Origin of the sequence: Thioclava sp. F28-4 (genome assembly GCF_002020045.1) — a bacterium.
Lineage (GTDB): Bacteria > Pseudomonadota > Alphaproteobacteria > Rhodobacterales > Rhodobacteraceae > Thioclava > Thioclava sediminum.
In genome coordinates, this window is record NZ_MPZQ01000005.1 from 227,778 (window position 1) to 247,823 (window position 20,046).

At 64.7% G+C, this 20,046-nt stretch carries 24 protein-coding genes; 17 read left to right on the top strand and 7 right to left on the bottom strand.

Annotation, left to right across the window (positions count from 1 at the left end; all coding sequences use genetic code 11):
• Nucleotides 1–165: 165 nt before the first annotated feature.
• The 4 genes from BMI87_RS12930 to BMI87_RS12945 are packed head-to-tail and all read left to right on the top strand — an operon-like array spanning nt 166 to nt 5,032.
• Nucleotides 166–1,818 (top strand): glucan biosynthesis protein, encoded by a 1,653-nt coding sequence (locus BMI87_RS12930; protein WP_078522024.1) that lies wholly within the window; start codon nt 166–168, stop codon nt 1,816–1,818.
• On the top strand, nt 1,815–2,027 hold the full coding sequence (locus tag BMI87_RS12935) for a hypothetical protein (RefSeq protein WP_078522025.1): 213 nt from the start codon (nt 1,815–1,817) through the stop codon (nt 2,025–2,027). The genes BMI87_RS12930 and BMI87_RS12935 overlap by 4 nt, the downstream gene beginning before the upstream one ends.
• 1 nt (nt 2,028) lies before the next feature.
• The gene (gene mdoH, locus BMI87_RS12940) at nt 2,029–3,843 is read left to right on the top strand and encodes a glucans biosynthesis glucosyltransferase MdoH (protein WP_078522026.1); all 1,815 of its coding nucleotides are present in this window, start codon (nt 2,029–2,031) and stop codon (nt 3,841–3,843) included.
• Complete coding sequence (locus BMI87_RS12945; RefSeq protein WP_168175211.1) at nt 3,836–5,032, top strand: OpgC family protein; 1,197 nt, start codon at nt 3,836–3,838, stop codon at nt 5,030–5,032. Before mdoH ends, BMI87_RS12945 begins: the two co-directional genes overlap by 8 nt.
• Before the next feature lies 1 nt (nt 5,033).
• Here the strand turns inward: BMI87_RS12945 and BMI87_RS12950 are convergent, their stop codons facing one another.
• On the bottom strand, nt 5,034–5,930 hold the full coding sequence (locus BMI87_RS12950) for a LysR family transcriptional regulator (protein ID WP_078522028.1): 897 nt from the start codon (nt 5,928–5,930) through the stop codon (nt 5,034–5,036).
• A gap of 123 nt (nt 5,931–6,053) precedes the next feature.
• Here BMI87_RS12950 and BMI87_RS12955 point away from each other — a divergent pair, with 123 nt between their 5' ends.
• The 8 genes from BMI87_RS12955 to trmD all read left to right on the top strand — a co-directional run bounded on the left by BMI87_RS12955 (nt 6,054) and on the right by trmD (nt 11,802).
• Nucleotides 6,054–6,626, top strand: coding sequence for an FMN-dependent NADH-azoreductase (locus BMI87_RS12955; protein WP_078522029.1), 573 nt, complete (start codon nt 6,054–6,056; stop codon nt 6,624–6,626).
• 207 nt (nt 6,627–6,833) lie between these two features.
• Nucleotides 6,834–8,333, top strand: coding sequence for a signal recognition particle protein (gene ffh / locus BMI87_RS12960; RefSeq protein ID WP_078522030.1), 1,500 nt, complete (start codon nt 6,834–6,836; stop codon nt 8,331–8,333).
• A 4-nt stretch (nt 8,334–8,337) separates the two neighbouring features.
• Nucleotides 8,338–8,880, top strand: a complete 543-nt coding sequence (locus BMI87_RS12965) for a GNAT family N-acetyltransferase (protein ID WP_078522031.1) — start codon at nt 8,338–8,340, stop codon at nt 8,878–8,880.
• Nucleotides 8,877–9,173, top strand: a complete 297-nt coding sequence (locus tag BMI87_RS12970; RefSeq protein ID WP_078522032.1) for a chorismate mutase — start codon at nt 8,877–8,879, stop codon at nt 9,171–9,173. The genes BMI87_RS12965 and BMI87_RS12970 overlap by 4 nt, the downstream gene beginning before the upstream one ends.
• A gap of 45 nt (nt 9,174–9,218) precedes the next feature.
• On the top strand, nt 9,219–9,590 hold the full coding sequence (rpsP, locus tag BMI87_RS12975; RefSeq protein ID WP_078522033.1) for a 30S ribosomal protein S16: 372 nt from the start codon (nt 9,219–9,221) through the stop codon (nt 9,588–9,590).
• 83 nt (nt 9,591–9,673) lie between these two features.
• Nucleotides 9,674–10,180: a ribosome maturation factor RimM gene (gene rimM / locus BMI87_RS12980; protein ID WP_078522034.1), complete on the top strand. Its 507-nt coding sequence runs from the start codon at nt 9,674–9,676 to the stop codon at nt 10,178–10,180.
• A gap of 4 nt (nt 10,181–10,184) precedes the next feature.
• The gene (locus BMI87_RS12985) at nt 10,185–11,000 is read left to right on the top strand and encodes a hypothetical protein (RefSeq protein ID WP_078522035.1); all 816 of its coding nucleotides are present in this window, start codon (nt 10,185–10,187) and stop codon (nt 10,998–11,000) included.
• Nucleotides 10,993–11,802: a tRNA (guanosine(37)-N1)-methyltransferase TrmD gene (gene trmD, locus BMI87_RS12990; RefSeq protein ID WP_078522036.1), complete on the top strand. Its 810-nt coding sequence runs from the start codon at nt 10,993–10,995 to the stop codon at nt 11,800–11,802. Before BMI87_RS12985 ends, trmD begins: the two co-directional genes overlap by 8 nt.
• Nucleotides 11,803–11,838: 36 nt before the next feature.
• Here the strand turns inward: trmD and BMI87_RS22555 are convergent, their stop codons facing one another.
• The gene (locus tag BMI87_RS22555) at nt 11,839–12,312 is read right to left on the bottom strand and encodes an SRPBCC domain-containing protein (protein WP_168175212.1); all 474 of its coding nucleotides are present in this window, start codon (nt 12,310–12,312) and stop codon (nt 11,839–11,841) included.
• 433 nt (nt 12,313–12,745) lie between these two features.
• Between BMI87_RS22555 and rplS the strand changes: the two genes are divergently transcribed.
• From rplS to BMI87_RS13010, 3 genes are all read left to right on the top strand, one after another.
• On the top strand, nt 12,746–13,123 hold the full coding sequence (rplS, locus tag BMI87_RS13000) for a 50S ribosomal protein L19 (RefSeq protein WP_075775806.1): 378 nt from the start codon (nt 12,746–12,748) through the stop codon (nt 13,121–13,123).
• Between the two features lie 11 nt (nt 13,124–13,134).
• Complete coding sequence (gene rpmE, locus BMI87_RS13005; RefSeq protein WP_078522037.1) at nt 13,135–13,356, top strand: 50S ribosomal protein L31; 222 nt, start codon at nt 13,135–13,137, stop codon at nt 13,354–13,356.
• Nucleotides 13,357–13,461: 105 nt separating this feature from the next.
• On the top strand, nt 13,462–13,956 hold the full coding sequence (locus BMI87_RS13010; RefSeq protein ID WP_078522038.1) for a YbjQ family protein: 495 nt from the start codon (nt 13,462–13,464) through the stop codon (nt 13,954–13,956).
• 29 nt (nt 13,957–13,985) lie between these two features.
• Here BMI87_RS13010 and BMI87_RS13015 read toward each other — a convergent pair whose 3' ends face one another.
• A complete protein-coding gene (locus BMI87_RS13015) occupies nt 13,986–14,696 on the bottom strand; it encodes a YoaK family protein (protein WP_168175213.1) in 711 nt (236 codons plus the stop codon).
• Nucleotides 14,697–14,862: 166 nt separating this feature from the next.
• Between BMI87_RS13015 and BMI87_RS13020 the strand changes: the two genes are divergently transcribed.
• Both BMI87_RS13020 and metG read left to right on the top strand, forming a co-directional pair.
• Complete coding sequence (locus BMI87_RS13020) at nt 14,863–15,324, top strand: GNAT family N-acetyltransferase (RefSeq protein ID WP_078522040.1); 462 nt, start codon at nt 14,863–14,865, stop codon at nt 15,322–15,324.
• A gap of 101 nt (nt 15,325–15,425) precedes the next feature.
• Nucleotides 15,426–17,135 (top strand): methionine--tRNA ligase, encoded by a 1,710-nt coding sequence (gene metG, locus BMI87_RS13025; protein ID WP_078522041.1) that lies wholly within the window; start codon nt 15,426–15,428, stop codon nt 17,133–17,135.
• 142 nt (nt 17,136–17,277) lie between these two features.
• Here metG and BMI87_RS13030 read toward each other — a convergent pair whose 3' ends face one another.
• The 4 genes from BMI87_RS13030 to argC form a co-directional block, all read right to left on the bottom strand.
• Nucleotides 17,278–17,772: a holin family protein gene (locus BMI87_RS13030; protein ID WP_078522042.1), complete on the bottom strand. Its 495-nt coding sequence runs from the start codon at nt 17,770–17,772 to the stop codon at nt 17,278–17,280.
• Nucleotides 17,763–18,374, bottom strand: coding sequence for a holin-associated N-acetylmuramidase (locus BMI87_RS13035; protein WP_078522043.1), 612 nt, complete (start codon nt 18,372–18,374; stop codon nt 17,763–17,765). Before BMI87_RS13035 ends, BMI87_RS13030 begins: the two co-directional genes overlap by 10 nt.
• Before the next feature lie 85 nt (nt 18,375–18,459).
• Entirely contained in the window at nt 18,460–18,903 is a 444-nt protein-coding gene (ccmE, locus tag BMI87_RS13040; RefSeq protein ID WP_078522044.1) for a cytochrome c maturation protein CcmE, read from the bottom strand.
• A 63-nt stretch (nt 18,904–18,966) separates the two neighbouring features.
• Complete coding sequence (argC, locus tag BMI87_RS13045; RefSeq protein WP_078522045.1) at nt 18,967–19,995, bottom strand: N-acetyl-gamma-glutamyl-phosphate reductase; 1,029 nt, start codon at nt 19,993–19,995, stop codon at nt 18,967–18,969.
• Nucleotides 19,996–20,046 lie beyond the last annotated feature (51 nt).

Here is a 20,046-nt window from a genome sequence, read left to right on the forward strand (position 1 = left end):
TTTCGATGCATGGATGGGCGATGTTATGCGAGAATCGCATGGCTCGGCCCTGTCCGCCCGATGGGCCTCGCATACCCTCTTGCAGTTTTTCCGGGCATGTGGCTATGCAAAATGCAGCACGGTGGTTTTTCTCCGTGCGAAGCGACTGTAATCGCAGGGAAACAGATGCCTAATCCCCGCACTGTGCAAGTGCCCCATTTCTCCCGCCGACAGCTCCTCGCCGCCGGCTCCGCTTTTGGCGCGTTCGCCGCCGCGGGAGGCTGGCCCGGCCATGCGCTCGCGCAAGATAGCGCCCCCGCAGCCGACCCTTCGCCCGCGCCTGCCCCGCCCCCTGCCGCACCGCAGCAATCGCCGTTTTCTTTCGACGATCTCGCGGCACGGATGCAGAAGGCCGCGAAGGGCGACGCCGTCCCGCCCGAGACCAGCTCGGCCGATTTCCTGAGCAAGCTGGATTACGACAGCTACCGGATGATCCGCTTCGACCCGGACAAGTCGCGCTTCGAGAATATCGAAGACACGCGCTTCGAGTTGCAGGCCTTCCATCTGGGCTGGCTTTTCAAAGAGCCGGTGCATCTCTCCAGCGTCGAGAACGGGCAAGCGAGCCCGATGAACTTCTCGACCGACGATTTCATCTACCAGAGCAAAGCGCGCAAGATCGTCCCCGAACATGCCGATCTGCCGGGCATCGCGGGCTTCCGGCTGAACACGCCGCTCAACCGCCCCGATGTCATGGACGAGTTGATCGCGTTTCAGGGCGCGTCCTACTTCCGCGCGCTCGGCCGGGGTTCGGCCTATGGCCTGTCGGCCCGCGGGCTTGCCGTGAACACCGGCGTCTCCGTCGCCGAAGAATTCCCGCGCTTCACCCAGTTCTGGGTCGAGACGCCGACCTCGGGCGCGACCTCGATTACCGTCTTCGCCGAGATGCATTCGGCCTCGCTGACGGGGGCCTACAAATTCGTCATCACCCCTGGCGAGGCGACCTCGGTCGACGTGACCGCACGGCTCTTCATCCGCGAGGACATCCAACAGCTCGGTGTGGCGCCGCTGACCTCGATGTTCCTCTACGGGCCGCGCAACCGGCATAATTTCGACGATTACCGTCCGCGCGTGCATGACAGCGACGGGCTCGCGATCGAGCAGGCCGATGGCGACAAGCTGTGGCGCCCGCTGCAGAACCCGAACAAGCTCGCCTCCTCCTATTTCGCCGAGAGCGCGCCGCAAAGCTTCGGCCTCTATCAGCGCGAGCGCGAATTCGATCACTATCAGGACGCCTCGGCCCGCTACGAGCGCCGCCCCTCTGTCCGCGTGACGCCGCAGGGCGACTGGGGCAAGGGCATGGTTCGGCTGGTCGAGATCCCCTCGAAACTCGAGGTGAACGACAATATCGTCGCCTTCTGGGTGCCCGAAGCTCCGGCAAAAGCAGGCGATGCGCTGGAATTCGCCTATCGGCTGGAATGGGGCGATCTGCCCCCCGATCCGAGCGATCAGCGCGCCTATGTGGACCAGACATGGGCCGGGACCGGCGGTGTCTCGGGCGTCGAGAACACCAAGGGCACCCGGAAATTCGTCATTGATTTCAAGGGCGGAGAGATTTCGCGCCTGCCAGCCTCGGCTGTCGACGAGATCAAGCCGGTCACCCATGCCAATAAGGGCAAGATCGAAACGCAAACCCTTTCGAAGGTCGAACAGGACAATGTCTGGCGTCTCGTTCTGGATATTTCCGCCGATGGCGACGCGCCCGTGGAACTCTCTGCCACTCTTGCCGGTTTTGGACGGAACCTCTCCGAGACCTGGCTTTACCAGTGGACCAAATCATGAATTCTATTTTGACGCTGCCGGCAGTGCCGGCGCTGACCGACCAGCCGCGCGCCCAGCGCCGGCTATCGCCCGAAGACCTCGTTGCCGGGCCCGCCGCGCTGCCGGTGGCCCCGATGGCCATGCCTGCCCAACAGATCGAACCCGATCTTCGGCTGAGTACCCGGCTCGCCCGGATGCTGACCCGCCGCCCGGTCGGGGAAGGCACCTGACATGTCCGCGCTCGCGCGTCCTCGCGGCGCACTGCTGATCGGCCTGCGCGCTCTGGCGCTCGGGCTGGCGGCGCTTGCGGGTATCGGAGCCTTCGTTCTGTTCATCCAGTTCGGGCAGGCCGACGGCTTGCAGACGCTCGACGTGGTGCGCGCGCTTCTGATCCTGATCTCGACGCTCTGGCTCGCCTGGGGCGCGGTGCAGGCGCTGATCGGGCTGACCTCGCGCGCCGAGCCGCCGCCGCGCGTGGACCCGCATGCGCGCATCCAGGGCCGCACGGTCGTGTTGGTGCCGGTCTATAACGAAGACCCGGTCTCCACCTTCTCGCGCGTGGCCGCGATGGACGCCTCGCTCGCCGCGACCGGCGACGACGCGGAGGTGCATTTCGCGATCCTCTCGGACACCCGCAAGGACGACATCGCCCAGCGCGAGGTGCAGGTCTTCGCCCATCTCGTCGAAGAGCGTGACGCGCTTGGCCGGTTCTTCTATCGCCGCCGCACCAACAACGTGGGCAAGAAGGCCGGGAATATCGAGGATTTCATCACTCGTTCCGGCGCAGCCTATGATTTCGCGCTGATCCTCGATGCCGACAGCCTGATGGAAGGCGAGACGATCCTGCAGATGATCCGCCGGATCGAGGCCGAGCCGCGTCTCGGCCTGCTGCAGACCCTGCCGAAAGTGGTGCGGGGGCGCTCGCGCTTCGCCCGTGCGATGCAATTCTCCGCCAGCTTCTTCTCGCCCGTCTTCGCCCGCGGCCTCGCGATGTTGCAGGGCAGGACCGGCCCGTTCTGGGGCCACAACGCCATCGTGCGCACCCGCGCCTTCGCCGAAAGCTGCGGCCTGCCCGCGCTGAAGGGGCAGCCGCCTTTCGGCGGGCATGTGATGAGCCACGACTATGTCGAGGCAGCACTTCTGGCGCGCAACGGCTGGCTCGTGCGGCTCGACGACGATCTGGAAGGCTCCTTCGAGGAAGGCCCCGAGAATATCGTCGATCATGCCAAGCGCGACCGACGCTGGTGTCAGGGCAATCTGCAGCACGCACGCATCATCGGCGCGCCGGGGCTGCGCGGCTGGTCGCGGTTCGTCTTCGCGCAGGGCATCATGGCCTATATCGCGCCGCTGTTCTGGCTGGGCTTTCTCGTGGCCTCGGTCGCGGCGCCCCTGTTCGTGCCACCGCCGGATTACTTCCCCGAGCCCTATTGGCCCTTCCCCTATTTCCCGCCGTCGGAGGCCTCGAAAGCGATCGGCCTCGCCATCGGCATCTTCGGGCTGCTGCTGGTGCCGAAACTGCTGATCGCCGCGCGTGCGGCGATGAATGGCACGGCGCGCGGCTTCGGCGGCGGCAACATCGCCTTCGCCTCGACGCTGAGCGAATTGCTGTTCTCCTCGCTCACGGCCCCGGTGCTGCTGGCCTTCGCCACGCGCTCGGTCTTTCAGGTGCTGTTCGGCGCGGATGGCGGCTGGCCCACCAACAACCGCGGCGACGGGCGGTTGAGCGTGGCCGACGGGTTCAACGCGGCGTGGTGGATCGTCGCCATCGGGGCTGCGGGCCTTGCAGTCACGTGGTGGCTCGCGCCGGGTCTGCTGTTCTGGCTGCTGCCGGTCGGTCTGCCGATGATCGCCGCGCCGTGGCTGATCTCATGGTCGTCGCAGCCCTCGCGCTCGCAGCTGATGCTGGTGCCGAGCGAGATCGAGACACCCCGCATCCTGCGCCTGCACGATGCGATCTTCACCCGCTGGGAAAACGCTTTCCCGGCCCCCGAGGACGACCGCGCCGGTTTCGCGGACGCCCCTCACCGGAGCCCCGCACATGCGTAATATCGCGCTGATGAAACCCGGGCGCGACCTGCGGATCGACCTGTTCCGCGGTCTCGCGCTGGTGATGATCTATATCGATCACATCCCGGGCAATCTCTACGAGCATTTCACCTCCCGCAATCTGGGCTTCTCGGATGCGGCGGAGGGCTTCGTCTTCATGTCCGGCCTCGCCGCCGCACTGGCGTACGGTCCGGCGCTGGCGAAGGGGCTGAACTGGGAGGGGACCTCGCGGCTCTGGGGCCGGGCGTGGCTTCTCTACCTCGTGCATATCCTGACCGCCGTCTGGGCGATCGCCATCGTCTCGGCCGCCGTGCAGTTCTGGGGCAACGAGGCGATGCTGTCCAAGAACGCGATGAAGATCTATGGCACCGATCCGTTCGGCTTCCTGATCGGGATCGCCACGCTGGGCCACCAGCTGGGCTATGTGAACATCCTGCCGATGTATATGGCGCTCCTGTTGATGGCGCCCGCGCTGATCCGCATCGGTCAGCGCAGCAAATTGGCATTGCTGGCGACCTCGGTCGGGCTTTGGGTGGCGACGGGACTGTTCCGGCTCAACCTGCCGAACTACCCGATGGAAGGCGGCTGGTTCTTCAACCCGCTGGCGTGGCAACTGGTGTTCAGCCTCGGCATCCTGACCGGGCTGTCGCTGCGCCAAGGCAAGCGGCTCGTGCCGGTGAAAGGCTGGATCATCGCCCTCGCGGCGGGCTGGCTGGCGCTGACCTTCATATGGGTTCACAACGGCTGGATGCTGAAGAATTTCGGCCACGCGGTCTGGCAGTTGCGCCAGTGGAACGTGCCCTTCTTCATCGCGGGCTTCGACAAGACCTTCGTGTCGCTGCCGCGCCTGTCGCACCTTCTGGCGCTCGCCTACATCCTGTCGCTGCCGGGGATCATCCCGCGCATCGCCGAGGCGCGCGTGCTGGAGCCGATCCGGATGCTGGGCCGTCACTCGCTGCCGATCTTCGCGCTCGGCACGGTGCTGGCGATCGCGGGCCAGACGGTGAAGCAGGTGCATCCGGGCGGGTTCTGGCAGGACAGCGTGCTGATCTTCGGCGGGCTCGCGCTGCAATTCGCCTTTGCCTACGGGCGCGACAATTTCGGCGCGAAGGCCGTGGCGCGACGCCGGAAAGCGCGCGAAGAGGCCGAACCGGCACCGGCCCCGGTCCGGCTGCACGCAGCCGAATAGCTCAGCTCAGGATCAGACCGTCCGAACGGGCCGCCTGTTCCTTGATCGCCTTCACGGCGGCCTGAACCTTCGGCGTGCGGTGCAGATCGACATGGGTCACCAGCCACAGGTTGGTGTCCCAGGTCTCGTAAGGTTTCACCACCTCTTCGAGTGTCGGATCGGCGCGGCCCATCGGCACGGTCAGGAAGCCCAGGCCAAGCCCCGCCTTGATCGCATCGACCTGGCTTTCATGCTCGTTCGCGCGGAACACGACCTGCTCGTCGGGGACGTTGTCGCGCAGCCAGCGATAGAACGGCGCGCGGCTGTCGCGGTTGTCGTTCGAGACGAAGCGATGCTTGGCGAGTTCCTCCTTGGAGCGCGGAATCCCGAAACGCTCTACATAGGCGTGGCTCGCATAGAGCGCATTCTGCATCCGGCCCAGCGACTGCACCACGTTATCGGGTTCGGTCGGGCGGTTGCCGGCGCGGATCGCGACATGCGCCTCGCCATATTCCAGCCGGAACACGCGCTGATCGGTGAGATAGCGCAGCCGCAGCCCGGAATATTCGCCCAAGAGCTTTTCCATCGCGGGCAGGACAAGCACCGAAACCGCGGTCAGAGAGGTCACGATCAATTCGCCCGTGACTTCGTCGCCCGCGCCTGCGATCCGGGCGGCGAGCTGGCTGAACTGGTCCTCTGTCGCCTGCCCCACGGAGAGCAATTGCTGCCCCGCTTCGGTCGGCGTATAGCCGCGCGGATGGCGCTGGAACAGCTTGGTGCCCAGCTTGTCTTCCAGGGCGTCGACATGGCGGATCACCGTTGCGTGGTGAACGCCCAAAACCTCTGCCGCCCCCGAGACGGTGCCGATGCGCGCCACGTGGAAAGCGGTGCGGATTTCATCCCAACTGTCAAAGCTCATGCTGTGCATCCGTGAACATAATCTGCTCGATCATGCCCGTTGCGTTCTGGATTGCAAGAGACAAGTAAGGCGCAGACCGAAATTCACGACCCCACATCGAACACGTTTTACGGAGTCCTCCCCATGGCCAAGACCCTTCGTATCGACAGCTCCATCAAGGGCGACGCGTCGATCTCCAAACGCCTCACCGACAAGATCGTCGAGCGGCTCGGCGGCGACGTCACCACCCGCGACGCGACCGCCATCCCCACCATCGACGGGGCGTGGCTCGGCGCGGCCTACACCCCCGCCGACCAGCGCAGCGACGAGCAGAAAGAGCTGCTCGCCCTGTCCGACGAGCTGATCGCAGAGGTGAAAGCCGCCGACACGATCGTCATCGGTTGCGGCGTCTACAACTTCGGCGTCACCGGCCCGCTCAAACACTGGATCGACATGGTCTGCCGCGTGGGCGAGACCTTCCGCTACACCGAGGCTGGCCCCGAAGGCCTCGCCGGTCCGAAGCGTGTTGTCATCGCCTACTCCTCGGGCGGCGTGCCGCAGGGCTCCGCCTTCGATTTCGCGACGCCCTACATCAAGCAGATCCTCGGCTTCATCGGCATCACCGACGTGACCGTGGTGGCCGCCGAGGGCGTGAACCTCGACGAGGCTGCGGCGGTCGCCAAGGCCGAAGAGCAGATCATCCACCTCGCGGCCTGATCCGCTCAAGCCTGCAAAGACGTTCCTACCTCCCCAGACTGGCCCCGTGGTTGACTCCGCGGGGCCTTTGTCATAGTTCACGCGAGATTTCCCCGGAGGACGAATCCCTCCGGTCCCGGCATGAGGTCGGGATCGCCACCAGTCAGCGCGTTGCGCCCACTGGTGCGCTTGTCGTTTGTCCCGGCCCCAATCACAGGAGGGTGGCCCATGTTCGAAAGTCTATCAGAGCGCCTAGGCGGCGTCTTCGACCGGCTGACCAAACAAGGTGCGCTTTCCGCCGATGACGTGAAAACGGCCATGCGCGAAGTGCGCGTCGCGCTTCTCGAAGCCGACGTTTCGCTGCCGGTCGCCCGCCAGTTCATCAAGTCGGTCGAGGGCAAGGCCACCGGCGCCGCGGTCACCAAATCGGTCACGCCGGGCCAGCAGGTCGTCAAGATCGTCCATGACGAGCTGATCAAGATGCTCGCGGGCGAAGAGGCCGCCGATGCGCTGAAGATCGACAACCCGCCCGCGCCGATCCTGATGGTCGGTCTGCAGGGTTCGGGTAAGACCACCACCACCGCCAAGCTCGCCAAGCGTCTCAAGGACCGCGAAGGCAAGCGCGTGCTGATGGCCTCGCTCGACACCAACCGCCCGGCGGCGATGGAGCAGCTGCAGATCCTCGGCACCCAGATCGGCGTCGACACGCTGCCGATCGTGAAGGGCGAAAGCGCCGTGCAGATCGCCAAGCGCGCCAAGCAGCAAGCGACGCTGGGCGGCTATGACGTCTACATGCTCGACACTGCGGGCCGTCTGCATATCGACGAAGTGCTGATGGACGAGGTTCAGGCGGTGCGCGATGTCGCGAACCCGCGTGAGACCCTCCTCGTCGTCGATGGCCTGACCGGTCAGGACGCGGTCAACGTCGCGACCGAGTTCGACGAGAAGGTCGGCGTCTCGGGCGTCGTGCTGACCCGGATGGACGGCGACGGTCGTGGCGGTGCGGCGCTCTCGATGCGCGCGGTCACCGGCAAGCCGATCCGCTTCGTGGGTCTGGGCGAGAAGATGGACGCGCTCGAGACCTTCGAGGCCGAGCGTATCGCGGGCCGCATCCTCGGCATGGGCGATATTGTCGCCCTCGTGGAGCGCGCGCAGGAGACGCTGGAACAGGAACAGGCGGAGCGCATGGCCAAGCGCTTCCAGAAGGGCCTGTTCAACATGAACGACATGAAGAACCAGCTCGATCAGATGATCAAGATGGGCGGGATGCAGGGCGTCATGGGGATGATGCCGGGCATGTCGAAATACGCCAAGCAGGCCGAAGATGCGGGCCTGAACGACAAGACGATCACCCACCAGATCGCGCTCATCAACTCGATGACCAAGAAAGAGCGCGCCAACCCGCAGATCCTTCAGGCGAGCCGCAAGAAGCGCATCGCGGCGGGCGCAGGCCTCGAGGTCTCCGACCTCAACAAGCTGCTGAAGATGCACCGCCAGATGTCCGACTCGATGAAGAAGATGGCCAAGATGGGCAAGGGCGGCATGATGAAACAGGCGATGAAGATGATGGGCGGCAAGGGCGGCGGTGCGCCGGATCTGGCCAACATGGATCCCGCCGAGGTCGAAGCTGCGGCGAAGGCGATGGGCGGCAAGATGCCCAAGGGCGGCATGCCCGGTCTGGGCGGCGCGCTGCCGCCGGGCCTGTCGGGCTTCGGCAAGAAGAAGTGACCCGATGACCGTCGCGCTCTCCCCCACCCCTGTTCTCGAGACCGAGCGTCTCGTGCTCCGCGCCCCGAAGGCTGCGGATTGGGCGGCATGGCGCGATTTCTACATGTCCGAGCGCAGCCACTGGTTCCGCCCGGTGAATGAGCCGACCCCGGAAGCCGCATGGCGCAGTTTTGCTGCGATCACCGGCCATTGGGTGCTGCGCGGCTGGGGCATGTTCGTGATGACCGAGCGCGGCTCGGATCAGGGTTTCGGCGCGCTTGGCCCCTGGATGCCCGAGAGCTGGCCCGAGGCCGAGATCGCGTGGTCGGTCTGGTCGCAAGACGCCGAGGGCAAGGGCTACGTGGCCGAGGCTGCGCGCGCGGTGATCGACCATGCGTTCCGCGACCTGAACTGGTCCACCGCGGTCAGCTACATCGACCCGAACAACACCCGTTCGACCGCGCTGGCCGAGCGTCTGGGCGCGCGCCCGGACCCGCAGGCCGCCTATCCCGGGGAGCCGCCGATCGTCGTCTGGCGTCACCCCGCACCGAAGGAGGCCGCCGCATGAGCGATGCAACCACCCGTGCCGCTGAGTTGCTGAAAGAGCATCGCGACAGCATCGACCGGCTCGATGCGGTGATGATCTACACGCTGGCCGAACGCTTCGCCCAGACGCAGGCCGTCGGCAAGCTGAAGGCAGAGCACGACCTTCCGCCCTCCGATCCCGATCGGGAGGCCAAGCAGATCGCCCGGCTCGAAAAGCTGGCGAGCGATTCCGGGCTCGACCCGGAATTCGCGAAGAAGTTCCTCAATTTCGTGATTTCGGAAGTGATCCGGCATCACGAGAAATTCCAGAAATGACGGGCCATCCGGCCCATCACCAGCCATCCAAAGGAGACAACTGACATGGCTACGAAAATCCGCCTCGCTCGTGGGGGTTCCAAGAAGCGTCCGTTCTATTCGATCGTCGCTACCGACTCGCGCATGCCGCGTGACGGCCGCTTCCTCGAGAAGCTGGGCACCTACAACCCGCTGCTGCCCAAAGACAGCGAAGACCGCGTGAAGATGAACATCGAGCGCGTGAAGTACTGGCTCGACCAAGGCGCGCAGCCGACCGACCGCATCGCGCGCTTCCTCGAAGCCGCCGGCGAGCGCAGCAAGCCGACCCGCGCCAACATGAAGAAAGCCGTTCCGGGCAAGAAAGCCCAGGAGCGCGCCGAACAGCGTGCCGCCAAGGCCGCCGAGGCGAACGCTGAAGAAGCACCCGCCGAAGAATAATCGGCAGCTATGGATGGCTGGCGGGCCGGGCGCGATATGCGCCCGGCCCCTGCCCCATCCGATCTAGCACAGAGGATCGCATCATGACCCAACCCGAACGCGTCTGCGTGGGTGCCATTGCCGGAGCTTTCGGCGTGCAGGGCGAAGTGCGCCTCAAGAGTTTCTGCGCCGAACCCGAGGATATCGTGGGCTATGCCCCGCTTTATACCGAAGACGGCGCGCGCCAGTTCGACGTGACACTGACGCGGGGCCTGAAGAACGGGCTTGGCGCACGGCTGTCGGGCGTGGCCACCAAGGAAGAGGCCGATGCGCTGCGCGGCGTGACCCTCTGGGCCGACCGCGACAAGCTGCCCTCGCTTCCTGACGACGAATTCTATCATGCCGACCTGATCGGGCTGACGGTGGTCGATACCGGCGGCACCAAGATCGGCACCGTGCGCGCGGTCCACAATCACGGCGCGGGCGACATCCTCGAAATCTTCGCGCCCGGTCGCAAACAGGCGCTGCTGCTGCCCTTCACCAAGGCCATCGTGCCGACCGTGGACCTCGCCGCGCAGCGTATCGTCGCCGACCCGCCCGAGGATCTGTAATCGGATGCGTGTGATCGTCCATCCGGGCTTTCACAAGACCGGCACCTCCACGATCCAGACCGGACTGCGCGAAGTCAGCGCCCATTGGCCCGACTGGGCGATTGCGCTCCGCGAAGACATTCCCGACGCAGCCGCCGCAGCCCGCGCCTTTTCACTGACCCGCGACCCGTTCGAGCTGGGGCTCTATCAGGCCGCGCTGGCCAGTTGGGCCGACGCCCTCCCCGAAGACACCACGCAAGCCGTGATTTCCATCGAAGGGCTCGCGGGACATATGCCGGGCCGCGATGGCGTGCTGGACTATTCCGCGACGCCCGCCCTGATGGGCGCGCTGGCCGAGGTATTCCGCGCGAAATACGAAGACGCGCTGGCGTTGCAGCTCTTCCTGACCACCCGCGAAAAGACCGCGTGGATCGAAAGCCTGCATTGGCAGCATGTGCGCAGCGGCATGCTGACGGACTCGCTCGATACCTTCCGCACCCGGCTGTCGGGCTTCGACCTCGCCCCCATTCTGCGCGAGATCGTGAGCACTGTGGACCCCGCCCCGGTGACATGGATGATGCTCGACGAAGCCCGCGACAATCCCCACGGTCCTCTGACGCCGCTGCTCGATCTGATGGGCGTCCCGCCCGAGGCGCGCGCGTCGCTGGGCCTCGGGGTCACGGCCAATGCACGCCCGCGGAGGGTGGACCGGGCGGCGCTGGCCGACCAACTCGCCGCAATCAACGCGGAAGGGTTGCCGCGCGAGGCCACAAAAGAGAAAAAGCGCGCCATATTGCGGGCAGCATGGCGCGAAGAGGCAGAGGCGAAATCCGATGAGTGACGACAAACCCAAGCTCGCGACCAAGTCGCATGGCCGTCTGACGATCTCGCCGACGCGCAAGCCCAGCTCGCTGATGGACGAGCCGCCGCGGCTGAAAGGCGCGTGGACCGCGAAGATTGTCACGCTCTTCCCCGAGGCCTTCCCCGGCACGCTGGGCCTGAGCCTTCTCGGCCGCGCCCGCGATCTGGGCCTCTGGGCGCTGGAGACGATCGACCTGCGCCCCTTCGGCATCGGCAAACATCGCAATGTCGACGATACGCCCGCTGGCGGCGGCGCGGGCATGGTGCTGCGCGCCGATGTGGTGGGCGAGGCGCTCAAGCAGGCCGCCCACGGCACGCCGGATGACCGCGCGCGCTGGCCGGTCGTCTATCTCTCGCCGCGCGGCAAGCCGCTGACGCAGGAGATGGCGCGCCGCTTCGCCGAGGCCGATGGCATGACGCTCCTTTGCGGGCGGTTCGAAGGCGTGGACGAGCGCGTGCTGGAACATTTCGGTGTCGAGGAAGTCTCGATCGGCGATTTCGTCCTGACGGGTGGCGAAGTGGCCGCCCAAGTGCTGATCGACGCCACCGTGCGCCTGCTCCCCGGCGTGCTCGGCAACGCCGAGAGCGCGGTCGAGGAAAGCCATTCCAGCGGGCTGCTGGAGCATCCCCAATACACCCGCCCCGCCGAATGGGAAGGCCGCTCGATCCCCGAGGTTCTGACCTCGGGCAACCACAAGAAGATTGAAGACTGGCGCCGCGCGATGAGCGAAAAGCTCACGCAGGAACGGCGGCCGGATTTGTGGGAGAAGCGGGAGGGGTGAGGGGTGGCTGGGGGCCCCTCGTGGAGTATCCCGCCGTTATCGGGAAAGGCCGCTCCCGGGAGGTGCGACATGCCGCGCCAGATTGGCGAGGGCTTGGGTATATCCTTCCCGATGACCATCAACCGCATCGGGGCCGACAAAAGACGTGATCTGGTCCGTCAGTTTCAGCGCGGTCATGTTGTCGCTGGCGGATTTCAGTTCGATGGCAATCAACGCAACCGTCAGGATTTGCTCTCCGTCCCAAAGTTCTTCGGTGAACGTGATCAGTCGGTCAGGCTCCACGAAGTGATAGATGACCTTCAACGCCCATCGCAGATCGCCCTTCGCGCCGCACCTCGTGGTTTCCACACCCCCGGTTCGAACGTCGGCGCTGTCAATCTTCACCTCGGCGGTCGGCGAAGGCGTCGACCAGAGCTCCCGCGCCTCTTTGTCGATATAGGCCGCAAATACCTTGGAAGGAGGCGCATCGAGGTCCCGCTCGAATACGAGTGTTTCGTGATGAACGTCCATGAGATCAACGCTCCCGATGATACTCGACACAGGCGGCAAAACTATCATAGAGGGGACGTGCGACGAACTGGTTTCACCTCTCTGCGGTTGGCTGGACGTGGACAGCCCTGCCCCGGCGATCACCCTGTTGCTGCATGCAGCGATCCGCCCGGAGCCGCGATGAGCGCAGCTTCCCCCTTGATCCGTTGCCCATTTCCCCGTAATACGCGCGGGTCCGGAGCCGGAATCGGCCCTCGGACCCTTTTGCTGTTGCCCGGCGGAGCCTTCTTCGGTCCGCGACACGGCACCGGCGAAGGGCGCAAAAAGCGAAAGACGACCTGAAATCTCCCGCGGGCGCGACCCTGAAAAGGCGACCGGACCCGATGAAGACGCGGAGCTCTGAGGCGGCGAAACCTTCACGGGACAAACCGTGAGCATGTGAAAGGACGTTGCGATGAACCTGATCGCACAGCTCGAGGCGGAACAGATCGCCGAGCTCAACAAGACCATCCCGGATTTCAAAGCCGGTGACACCATTCGCGTCGGCTACAAAGTGACCGAAGGCACCCGTTCGCGCGTGCAGGCCTATGAAGGCGTCTGCATCTCGCGCAAGGGCGGCGACACGCTGGCGGCTTCGTTCACCGTGCGCAAGATCTCCTTCGGCGAAGGCGTGGAGCGTGTGTTCCCGCTGTATTCGACCAACATCGACTCGATCGAAGTGGTCCGCCGTGGCCGCGTGCGTCGCGCCAAGCTGTACTACCTGCGCGCGCGTCGCGGTAAGTCGGCTCGTATCGCCGAAGACACCCACTACAAGCCCAAAGCTGCGAAATAAGGAGCGGGACGATGAAAGCCGAAACCCATCCCGACTACCACACGATCACCGTCAAGATGACCGACGGGACCGAGTATCAGACCCGCTCGACCTGGGGCTCCGAGGGCGACACCCTCACCCTCGACATCGACCCGACCTCGCACCCGGCGTGGAACGGTGGTTCGTCGCGCCTCATGGACACCGGTGGTCGCGTGTCGAAGTTCAAGAACAAGTATGCCGGCCTCGGCTTCTGAGCCTGAGCTGCATATCGAGACTAGAAAGGGCGCCTCGCGGGGCGCCCTTTTTCGTTGTATAGAAGACCTCAAAATAATTCGACAAACCAATTTTCAGGAACTCAAATGGCTCGAACCTGTATCGACTGCGGCAAATCGGTCTCGTTCTTTGGAAGCGTCGACGGACGATGCCAAGAGTGCCAGCTTGCTCATATCCGCGAACGTTCCACCGGAGAGACGAGCGCGGAGCACGAAGAAAAGAAGAAGGCGCGGCACAAAGTCGAACAAGCAGTGTTGGATGTGGTCCTTACGACAGAGGCCGTGGCTCCATTCCCGATCCTTGAGCGATTGGATATTGTCACAGCTGAATGCGCATTCGGGATGAACATCTTTCGCGATCTCTTTGCTTCGGTCAGGGACATTACCGGCGGTCGATCCGAAGCGGTTCAGAAGACTATGCGAGATACTAGAAAGGTAGCACTTGATGAATTGCGCCGCGAAGCACACGCCCTCGGTGCGAACGCCGTAATCGGTGTCTCTCTGTCCTACACGGAACTCAGTGGCGCAGGAAACATGGTACTCCTCGTCGCATCTGGTACCGCTGTAAAAGCTGAGTGTTAAACGACTTCTGACAATGCGCTATCACGCTTTCACCGCCCCCCGCGATAGACCTTGCGCAGTTCCGGCACGGCGATGACGATCAGCAGCGCCGCCGCCAGCGCGAAGACCATCGGGCCGATCCGCTCATATCCCAGCACGCCTGCGACACCGCCCGCGAAGAAGGAACACAGCGTCGCGACATGCAGCAGGAGCCGCGAGCGCAGCACCTGCCTGGTCTCCGCATCGCGCGCGCCCGGCAAAAGCGCCGCAAGCTCAAGCCCCAGATCGGTCGCGATGCCGGACACATGGCTCGTGCGCACCCGCCCGTCCGAGATTTTCGTGCTCGCCGCGTTCTGCAGCCCCATCAGGAAGCTGAGCCCGATCATCATCAGATGCTCGCTCATCGCCGCAGTCCAGACCATGTCGAGGATCGTCAGCACGATCAGCAGCGCGGCTTCCAGCAGGATCGACAGCGCGAATATTCCGTGCAGCCGCCGGCGTTGCCCGATATCGATCAGCACCCCAGAGGCGAAGGCCCCAAAGACAAAGGCCAGAAGCAGCAGCAGGAACCAGATCGCCGTGCCGAACCGCCCCAGCGCGAGCAGGTCGGTCGCGGTCGAGACATTCCCGGTCATGTTGGCCGAGAAATAGCCAAGCGCCCGGAACCCGGCCGCATTCACCGCACCCGCGACCAGCGCCAGCCAGACCGCCAGCGCGAGGTCGATCGAAACGCTCCGATCGTCTCCGGCATGTATCAGCACCGCTTGCCCCCTACGCTCGCTCAGTCTCTCGCCCCGACTATCGACGCCACCCGCGCAAAAGCAAGTCTTGGAGGCGTGGCGCATGGCGCCTCGTTTCGTGATTTGCCCCCGACAGGCCCCGCTTCCACAGTCACGCGCGATTTCAGTCAATTGATAGGAGCCGCCCGTGAGAACCCGAAACGCCACGCCCGCAGATGCCGCTGCCTTGGCCGACGTGCTCGATGAACTGGTCACCTCGGACCAGCGCAGCAAAGCCAGCGACGCGGAATTCGTGCGCTCGCATTATCTGGCGCATCCCGACCTCATCCGCTGCGCGATCTGCGAGGATGACGAAGGCCGTGCCCTCGGCCTCCAGTCGCTCAAACATGCGCGCGCGGGCAATCCCTACGGCACACCGGAAGGCTGGGGCATCATCGGCACTCATGTACGCCCCTCGGCCGCGCGGCGCGGTGTCGGGCGCAGATTGTGGGCGTGGAGCCTGAGCGCGGCACGCGGCGCAGGCCTTGTGAAGATCGAAGCCTATATCGGCGCAGAGAACGCTGCTGCGCTTGCCTATTACGGCCAAGCGGGCTTCGAGACATGGCGTGAAACCGACGGTGCGATCGGCAAGGTCTACACGCTCGACTGATCGCAAAGCCGCAAGCGGTGCGTCTCGGCGCTCCCCCCTAGCCCTTCCCATGATTCCCTAGTAAACCCGCGCTCAAACGCTCCACAGCAAGAGGGTCCTACATGGCGCGCCATCTCATTACCTCGGCCATTCCCTATATCAACGGCATCAAGCACCTCGGCAATCTCGTGGGCTCGCAGCTGCCGGCTGATCTCTTCGCCCGCTACCAGCGCGCGCGGGGCAACGAGGTGATGTTCATCTGCGCCACCGACGAGCACGGCACCCCCGCCGAACTGGCCGCCGCGAAAGCGGGCAAGCCGGTCGCCGAGTACTGCGCCGAGATGCATGAGGTGCAGGCCAAGATCGCGGAAGGGTTCCGGCTCAGCTTCGATCACTTCGGGCGCTCGTCGAGCCCGCAGAACCATCGCCTGACGCAGCATTTCGCGGTGAAGCTGGCCGAGGCCGGGCTGATCCGCGAAGTCTCGGAAACGCAGATGTATTCCAAGGCCGACGGGCGCTTCCTGCCCGACCGCTATATCGAGGGCACCTGCCCCAATTGCGGCTTCGAGAGCGCGCGCGGCGATCAATGCGACAACTGCACCAAGCAGCTCGACCCGGTGGACCTGATCAACCCGCATTCCACGATTTCCGGCTCGACCGATCTGGAGATGCGCGAGACCAAGCACCTGTTCCTGCGCCAGTCGGCGATGAAGGATCGACTGGATGCGTGGATCGATAGCAAGTCCGACTGGCCGGTCCTGACCACCTCGATCGCGAAGAAATGGCTCCATGACGGCGACGGGCTGCAGGATCGCGGCATCACCCGCGACCTCAGCTGGGGCGTGCCCGCGCAATTCGAGGGTGCGCCGTGGTCGGGCATGGAAGGCAAGGTCTTCTATGTCTGGTTCGACGCGCCGATCGAGTATATCGCCGCGACCGAGGAGTGGACCGAGAAGACGGGCGGCGATTGGGAGCGCTGGTGGCGCACCGACAAGGGCGCCGACGACGTCACCTACACCCAGTTCATGGGCAAGGATAACGTGCCCTTCCACACGCTCAGCTTCCCCGCGACGATCCTCGGCTCGGGCGAGCCGTGGAAGCTCGTGGATTACATCAAATCGTTCAACTACCTGAACTACGATGGTGGCCAGTTCTCGACCTCGCGCGGCCGCGGCGTCTTCATGGATCAGGCGCTGGAGCTTCTGCCCGCCGATTACTGGCGCTGGTGGCTTCTGTCCCATGCGCCCGAAAGCGCGGATGCCGAATTCACCTGGGAGAATTTCCAGGTCTCGGCGAACAAGGACCTTGCCGATGTGCTGGGCAACTTCGTCAGCCGGATCACCAAGTTCACCCGCTCAAAATTCGGCGAGGCGATCCCGGAAGGCGGAAGCTGGGGCGAGCAGGAAGCGGCCCTGATCGAGGATCTGACCACCCGCATCCGCGCCTACGAGACGCATATGGAAGAGAAGGATATCCGCAAGGCGGCGATGGAGCTGCGCGGAATCTGGGTCGCGGGCAACGAATACCTGCAGGCGTCGGCACCGTGGTCGGTGTTCAAGACCGATCCCGATCAGGCGGCGGCCATCGCACGGCTCGCGCTCAACCTGATCCCGATCTACGCGGTGCTCTCGGCGCCCTTCATTCCCGATGCGGCGAAGATCATGCTCGAGGCGATGGGCGACGAGGATCGCGGTTGGCCGGGCGATGTGAAAACGGCGCTCGAGGCGCTGCCCGCAGGTCATGCCTTCACCACACCCGAGGTGCTCTTCCGCAAGATCACGGATGACGAGCGCGAAGAGTGGCAGGAACGCTTCGCAGGCACCCGCGACTGAGGCGCATCAGGGGCTCTGCCCCTCTTCGCTTTCGCGAATTCACCCCGGGATATTTGACCAAGAGCGAAGACAGCCCCCGCGCGTTTCTTCGCTCTTTCGAAATATCCCGGGGGGCTCCCACAGGGAGCGGGGGCAGAGCCCCCTACTCGTCCTGTTTCTTGAGCGACCGCCAAGCGGAAAGCGCGGCGTTTTCCTCGACCGGAGGCCTAGCGAGAGCGTCAGGCGGCTTCGGCAGAGCCGTCTTCATCCGGAAGTAATGCGCCTCGCGTGCGCCGAAATAGAAGCTGACCACCGCGCCGAGTAGCCACCAAAGCGGCTCGGGCACGTAGCCCAGGCCCACCATCCGCTGCGCGAAGCCGACCGGGTCGAGCATCGCATAGACGAAAAGCCCCACGATCCCGAAGGCGAGCACCGGGCGCGGCAGGCGGTTGAGGCCGTTGACGATGCGATCGAAGCGACCAGGGCGAATGTATTCGAACTCCGCCCCGTGTTCCTGCAGCGCTGCGAGATAGGCCGCCTGCGCGGCCTCAAGTTTCTTCGTGGCATTGGGCACGAAGACCTCCGCCACCGAGCTGGCGGCCTCGCCTGCCGCCTTCACCGCGCCCGCACCGCCGAGCAGTTTCTCGATCATGCCCATTTCGCCACCCGCTTGCGATGCTCGCCCTCGGTGAGGTGAAAGCGCGGCGAGATGAACTCCTCGGCGCGGCGGATCCAGCCGCCCTTCCCGCCCGCCCGCGTCGTCGCGTATTTGCGGCTTGCGGGCCGCGCATCGGCGATCCGGTAGTAATAGTTGCGCCGCGCGATCCCGTAGGCATCGGCGAAATATCCGGGCGCGGCCGCATCGGCGAGTTCTGCGGCGGCGATGGTCTGCGGGCCGATGATCCCGTCCACGACGACGCGCTGGCCCATGTCGCCCAGCAGGCGCTGCAGGATGACGACCGCATTGCCGCCCGCATTCACATACATGTCGAAGACCGAGGCCTGCACCGAGGGCGGCAACCGGTCGATGCGCGGGCTCTTATAGTAATGCTCGATGAAAATCTCGGCGGCTTGGCCCGGGTCGAGCGCGCGGATATCCATCTCGTCCACCCGGCCATCTCCTGTCAGATCGCGCCCCAACCGGCGCAGGGTTCCGAGCGTGACGCCGTGCTTGGTCGCACCGCCCGGATCGTCCGGATCATCGACATAACCGCCTTCGCGCGCGACGATCTCCGCCGCGATCTGGGTGACCGATTTCATGGCCTGCCTCCGTTGATGACAACGTCAGGCAGGCTCGGGCCGTGCGATTAAGAGGGCTAAAAGAGAGCGTTCGCCGGGGTCGCGATTACGACGACGGGCCCTCGTAGACGCCCTGTTCCTTCAGCGCGTCAACGACTTCCTTGGGCATGTAATTCTCGTCGTGCTTGGCGAGAATTTCGGAGGCCACGAACGTGTCGCCTTCCATCTTGCCCGTGCCGATCATGCCCTGGCCCTCTTTGAAGAGGTCCGGCAGGACGCCCGCGAATTTCACCGGGACGGTTGCGCCGCCATCGGTGACCTTGAATTCGATAACCTCGCCCTGACCGCGCTTGAGCGAGCCTTTCTCGACCAGCCCGCCAAGGCGGAACACCTCGCCGGGCTGCGGCGGTTCGGTGGCAAGCTGCGAAGGCGCACGGAAGAAGTTGATGCCGCTCCGCATCGAGTACCCGATCGTGCCGGTCGCGATCACCAAGGCCAGCGCGGCCACGCTGAGCACCTGGATACGACGTTTCTTCTTCAGACTCTTCATCTCTTCGCCTCCTGAGATGCCGCTTCGTCTACCTTACCGCGCCGGCCGTGCCATTGACGCGGATCAAGGGAAGACGGGGGCGAGCATCAGCCCTTCGCTTTCCTCCAGCCCGAGCATGAGGTTCGCGTTCTGGATCGCTTGTCCCGACGAGCCCTTGCAGAGGTTGTCGATGGCCACGACCACGAGCGCGCGCCCGGGGATCCTGTCTCCTGATACACCAATATGGGCATAATTGGAGCCAGTTACAGACCTGGTGGACGGAACTGCGCCGAAAGGTAGCATCTCCATGAAGATTTCGTCTGCATAGCGGTCCGCCAGTGCCTTGTAGACGGCCTCGGGCTCGCCCTTCACATAGGCCGAGGCGAGGATGCCGCGGTTGAAGGGCGCCAGATGCGGGGTGAATTGCACCATTACTGGGCGACCCGCCAAGGCGCTGAATTCCTGATCGAATTCGCCAAGGTGACGGTGCTTGCCGCCTTGCGAATAGGGCGCGACACCGCCCGACAGCTCTGCGTGCAGCAGGTTTTCCTTCAGCGAGCGGCCCGCGCCGGAAACCCCGTTCTTCAGATCGAGGATGATGTCGTCGAGGTCGATCACGCCGGCTTCGATCAGCGGACGGATCGCGAATTGGCCCGCAGCGGCATTACAGCCCGTGCCCGCAACCAGCCGCGCCTCGCGAATCGCGTCGCGGTAGAACTCGGTCAGGCCGTAGACCGCCTCTTTCTGCAACTCGACCGCGGCATGGGGCTTGCCATACCACTTCTCGTAATCCGCCGGATCGCGCAGCCGGAAATCGGCCGAGAGGTCCACGATCTTCAGATCGTGCGGCAGCTCCTTGATGACCGCCTGCGAGGTCGCATGCGGCAGCGCGCAGAAGGCCAGATCGACATTCGAGAAGTCGATCTCTTCGATCTTCACCAGATCGGGCAGGCCCAGATGGCGCAGATGCGGGAACACGTCGCCCATCGCCATACCGGCCTTTCGCTCGCCCGAGAGGGCCACGATGTCCATATTCGGATGGGTGGCGATCAGCCGGACGAGTTCGGCACCGGTGTAGCCCGACGCGCCCAGAATCGCGATTTTCTTCGTCATATCAACCTCCGCGCTTGTCGCTCGGCTCTCCCTTACCCTAAGCTCACACTC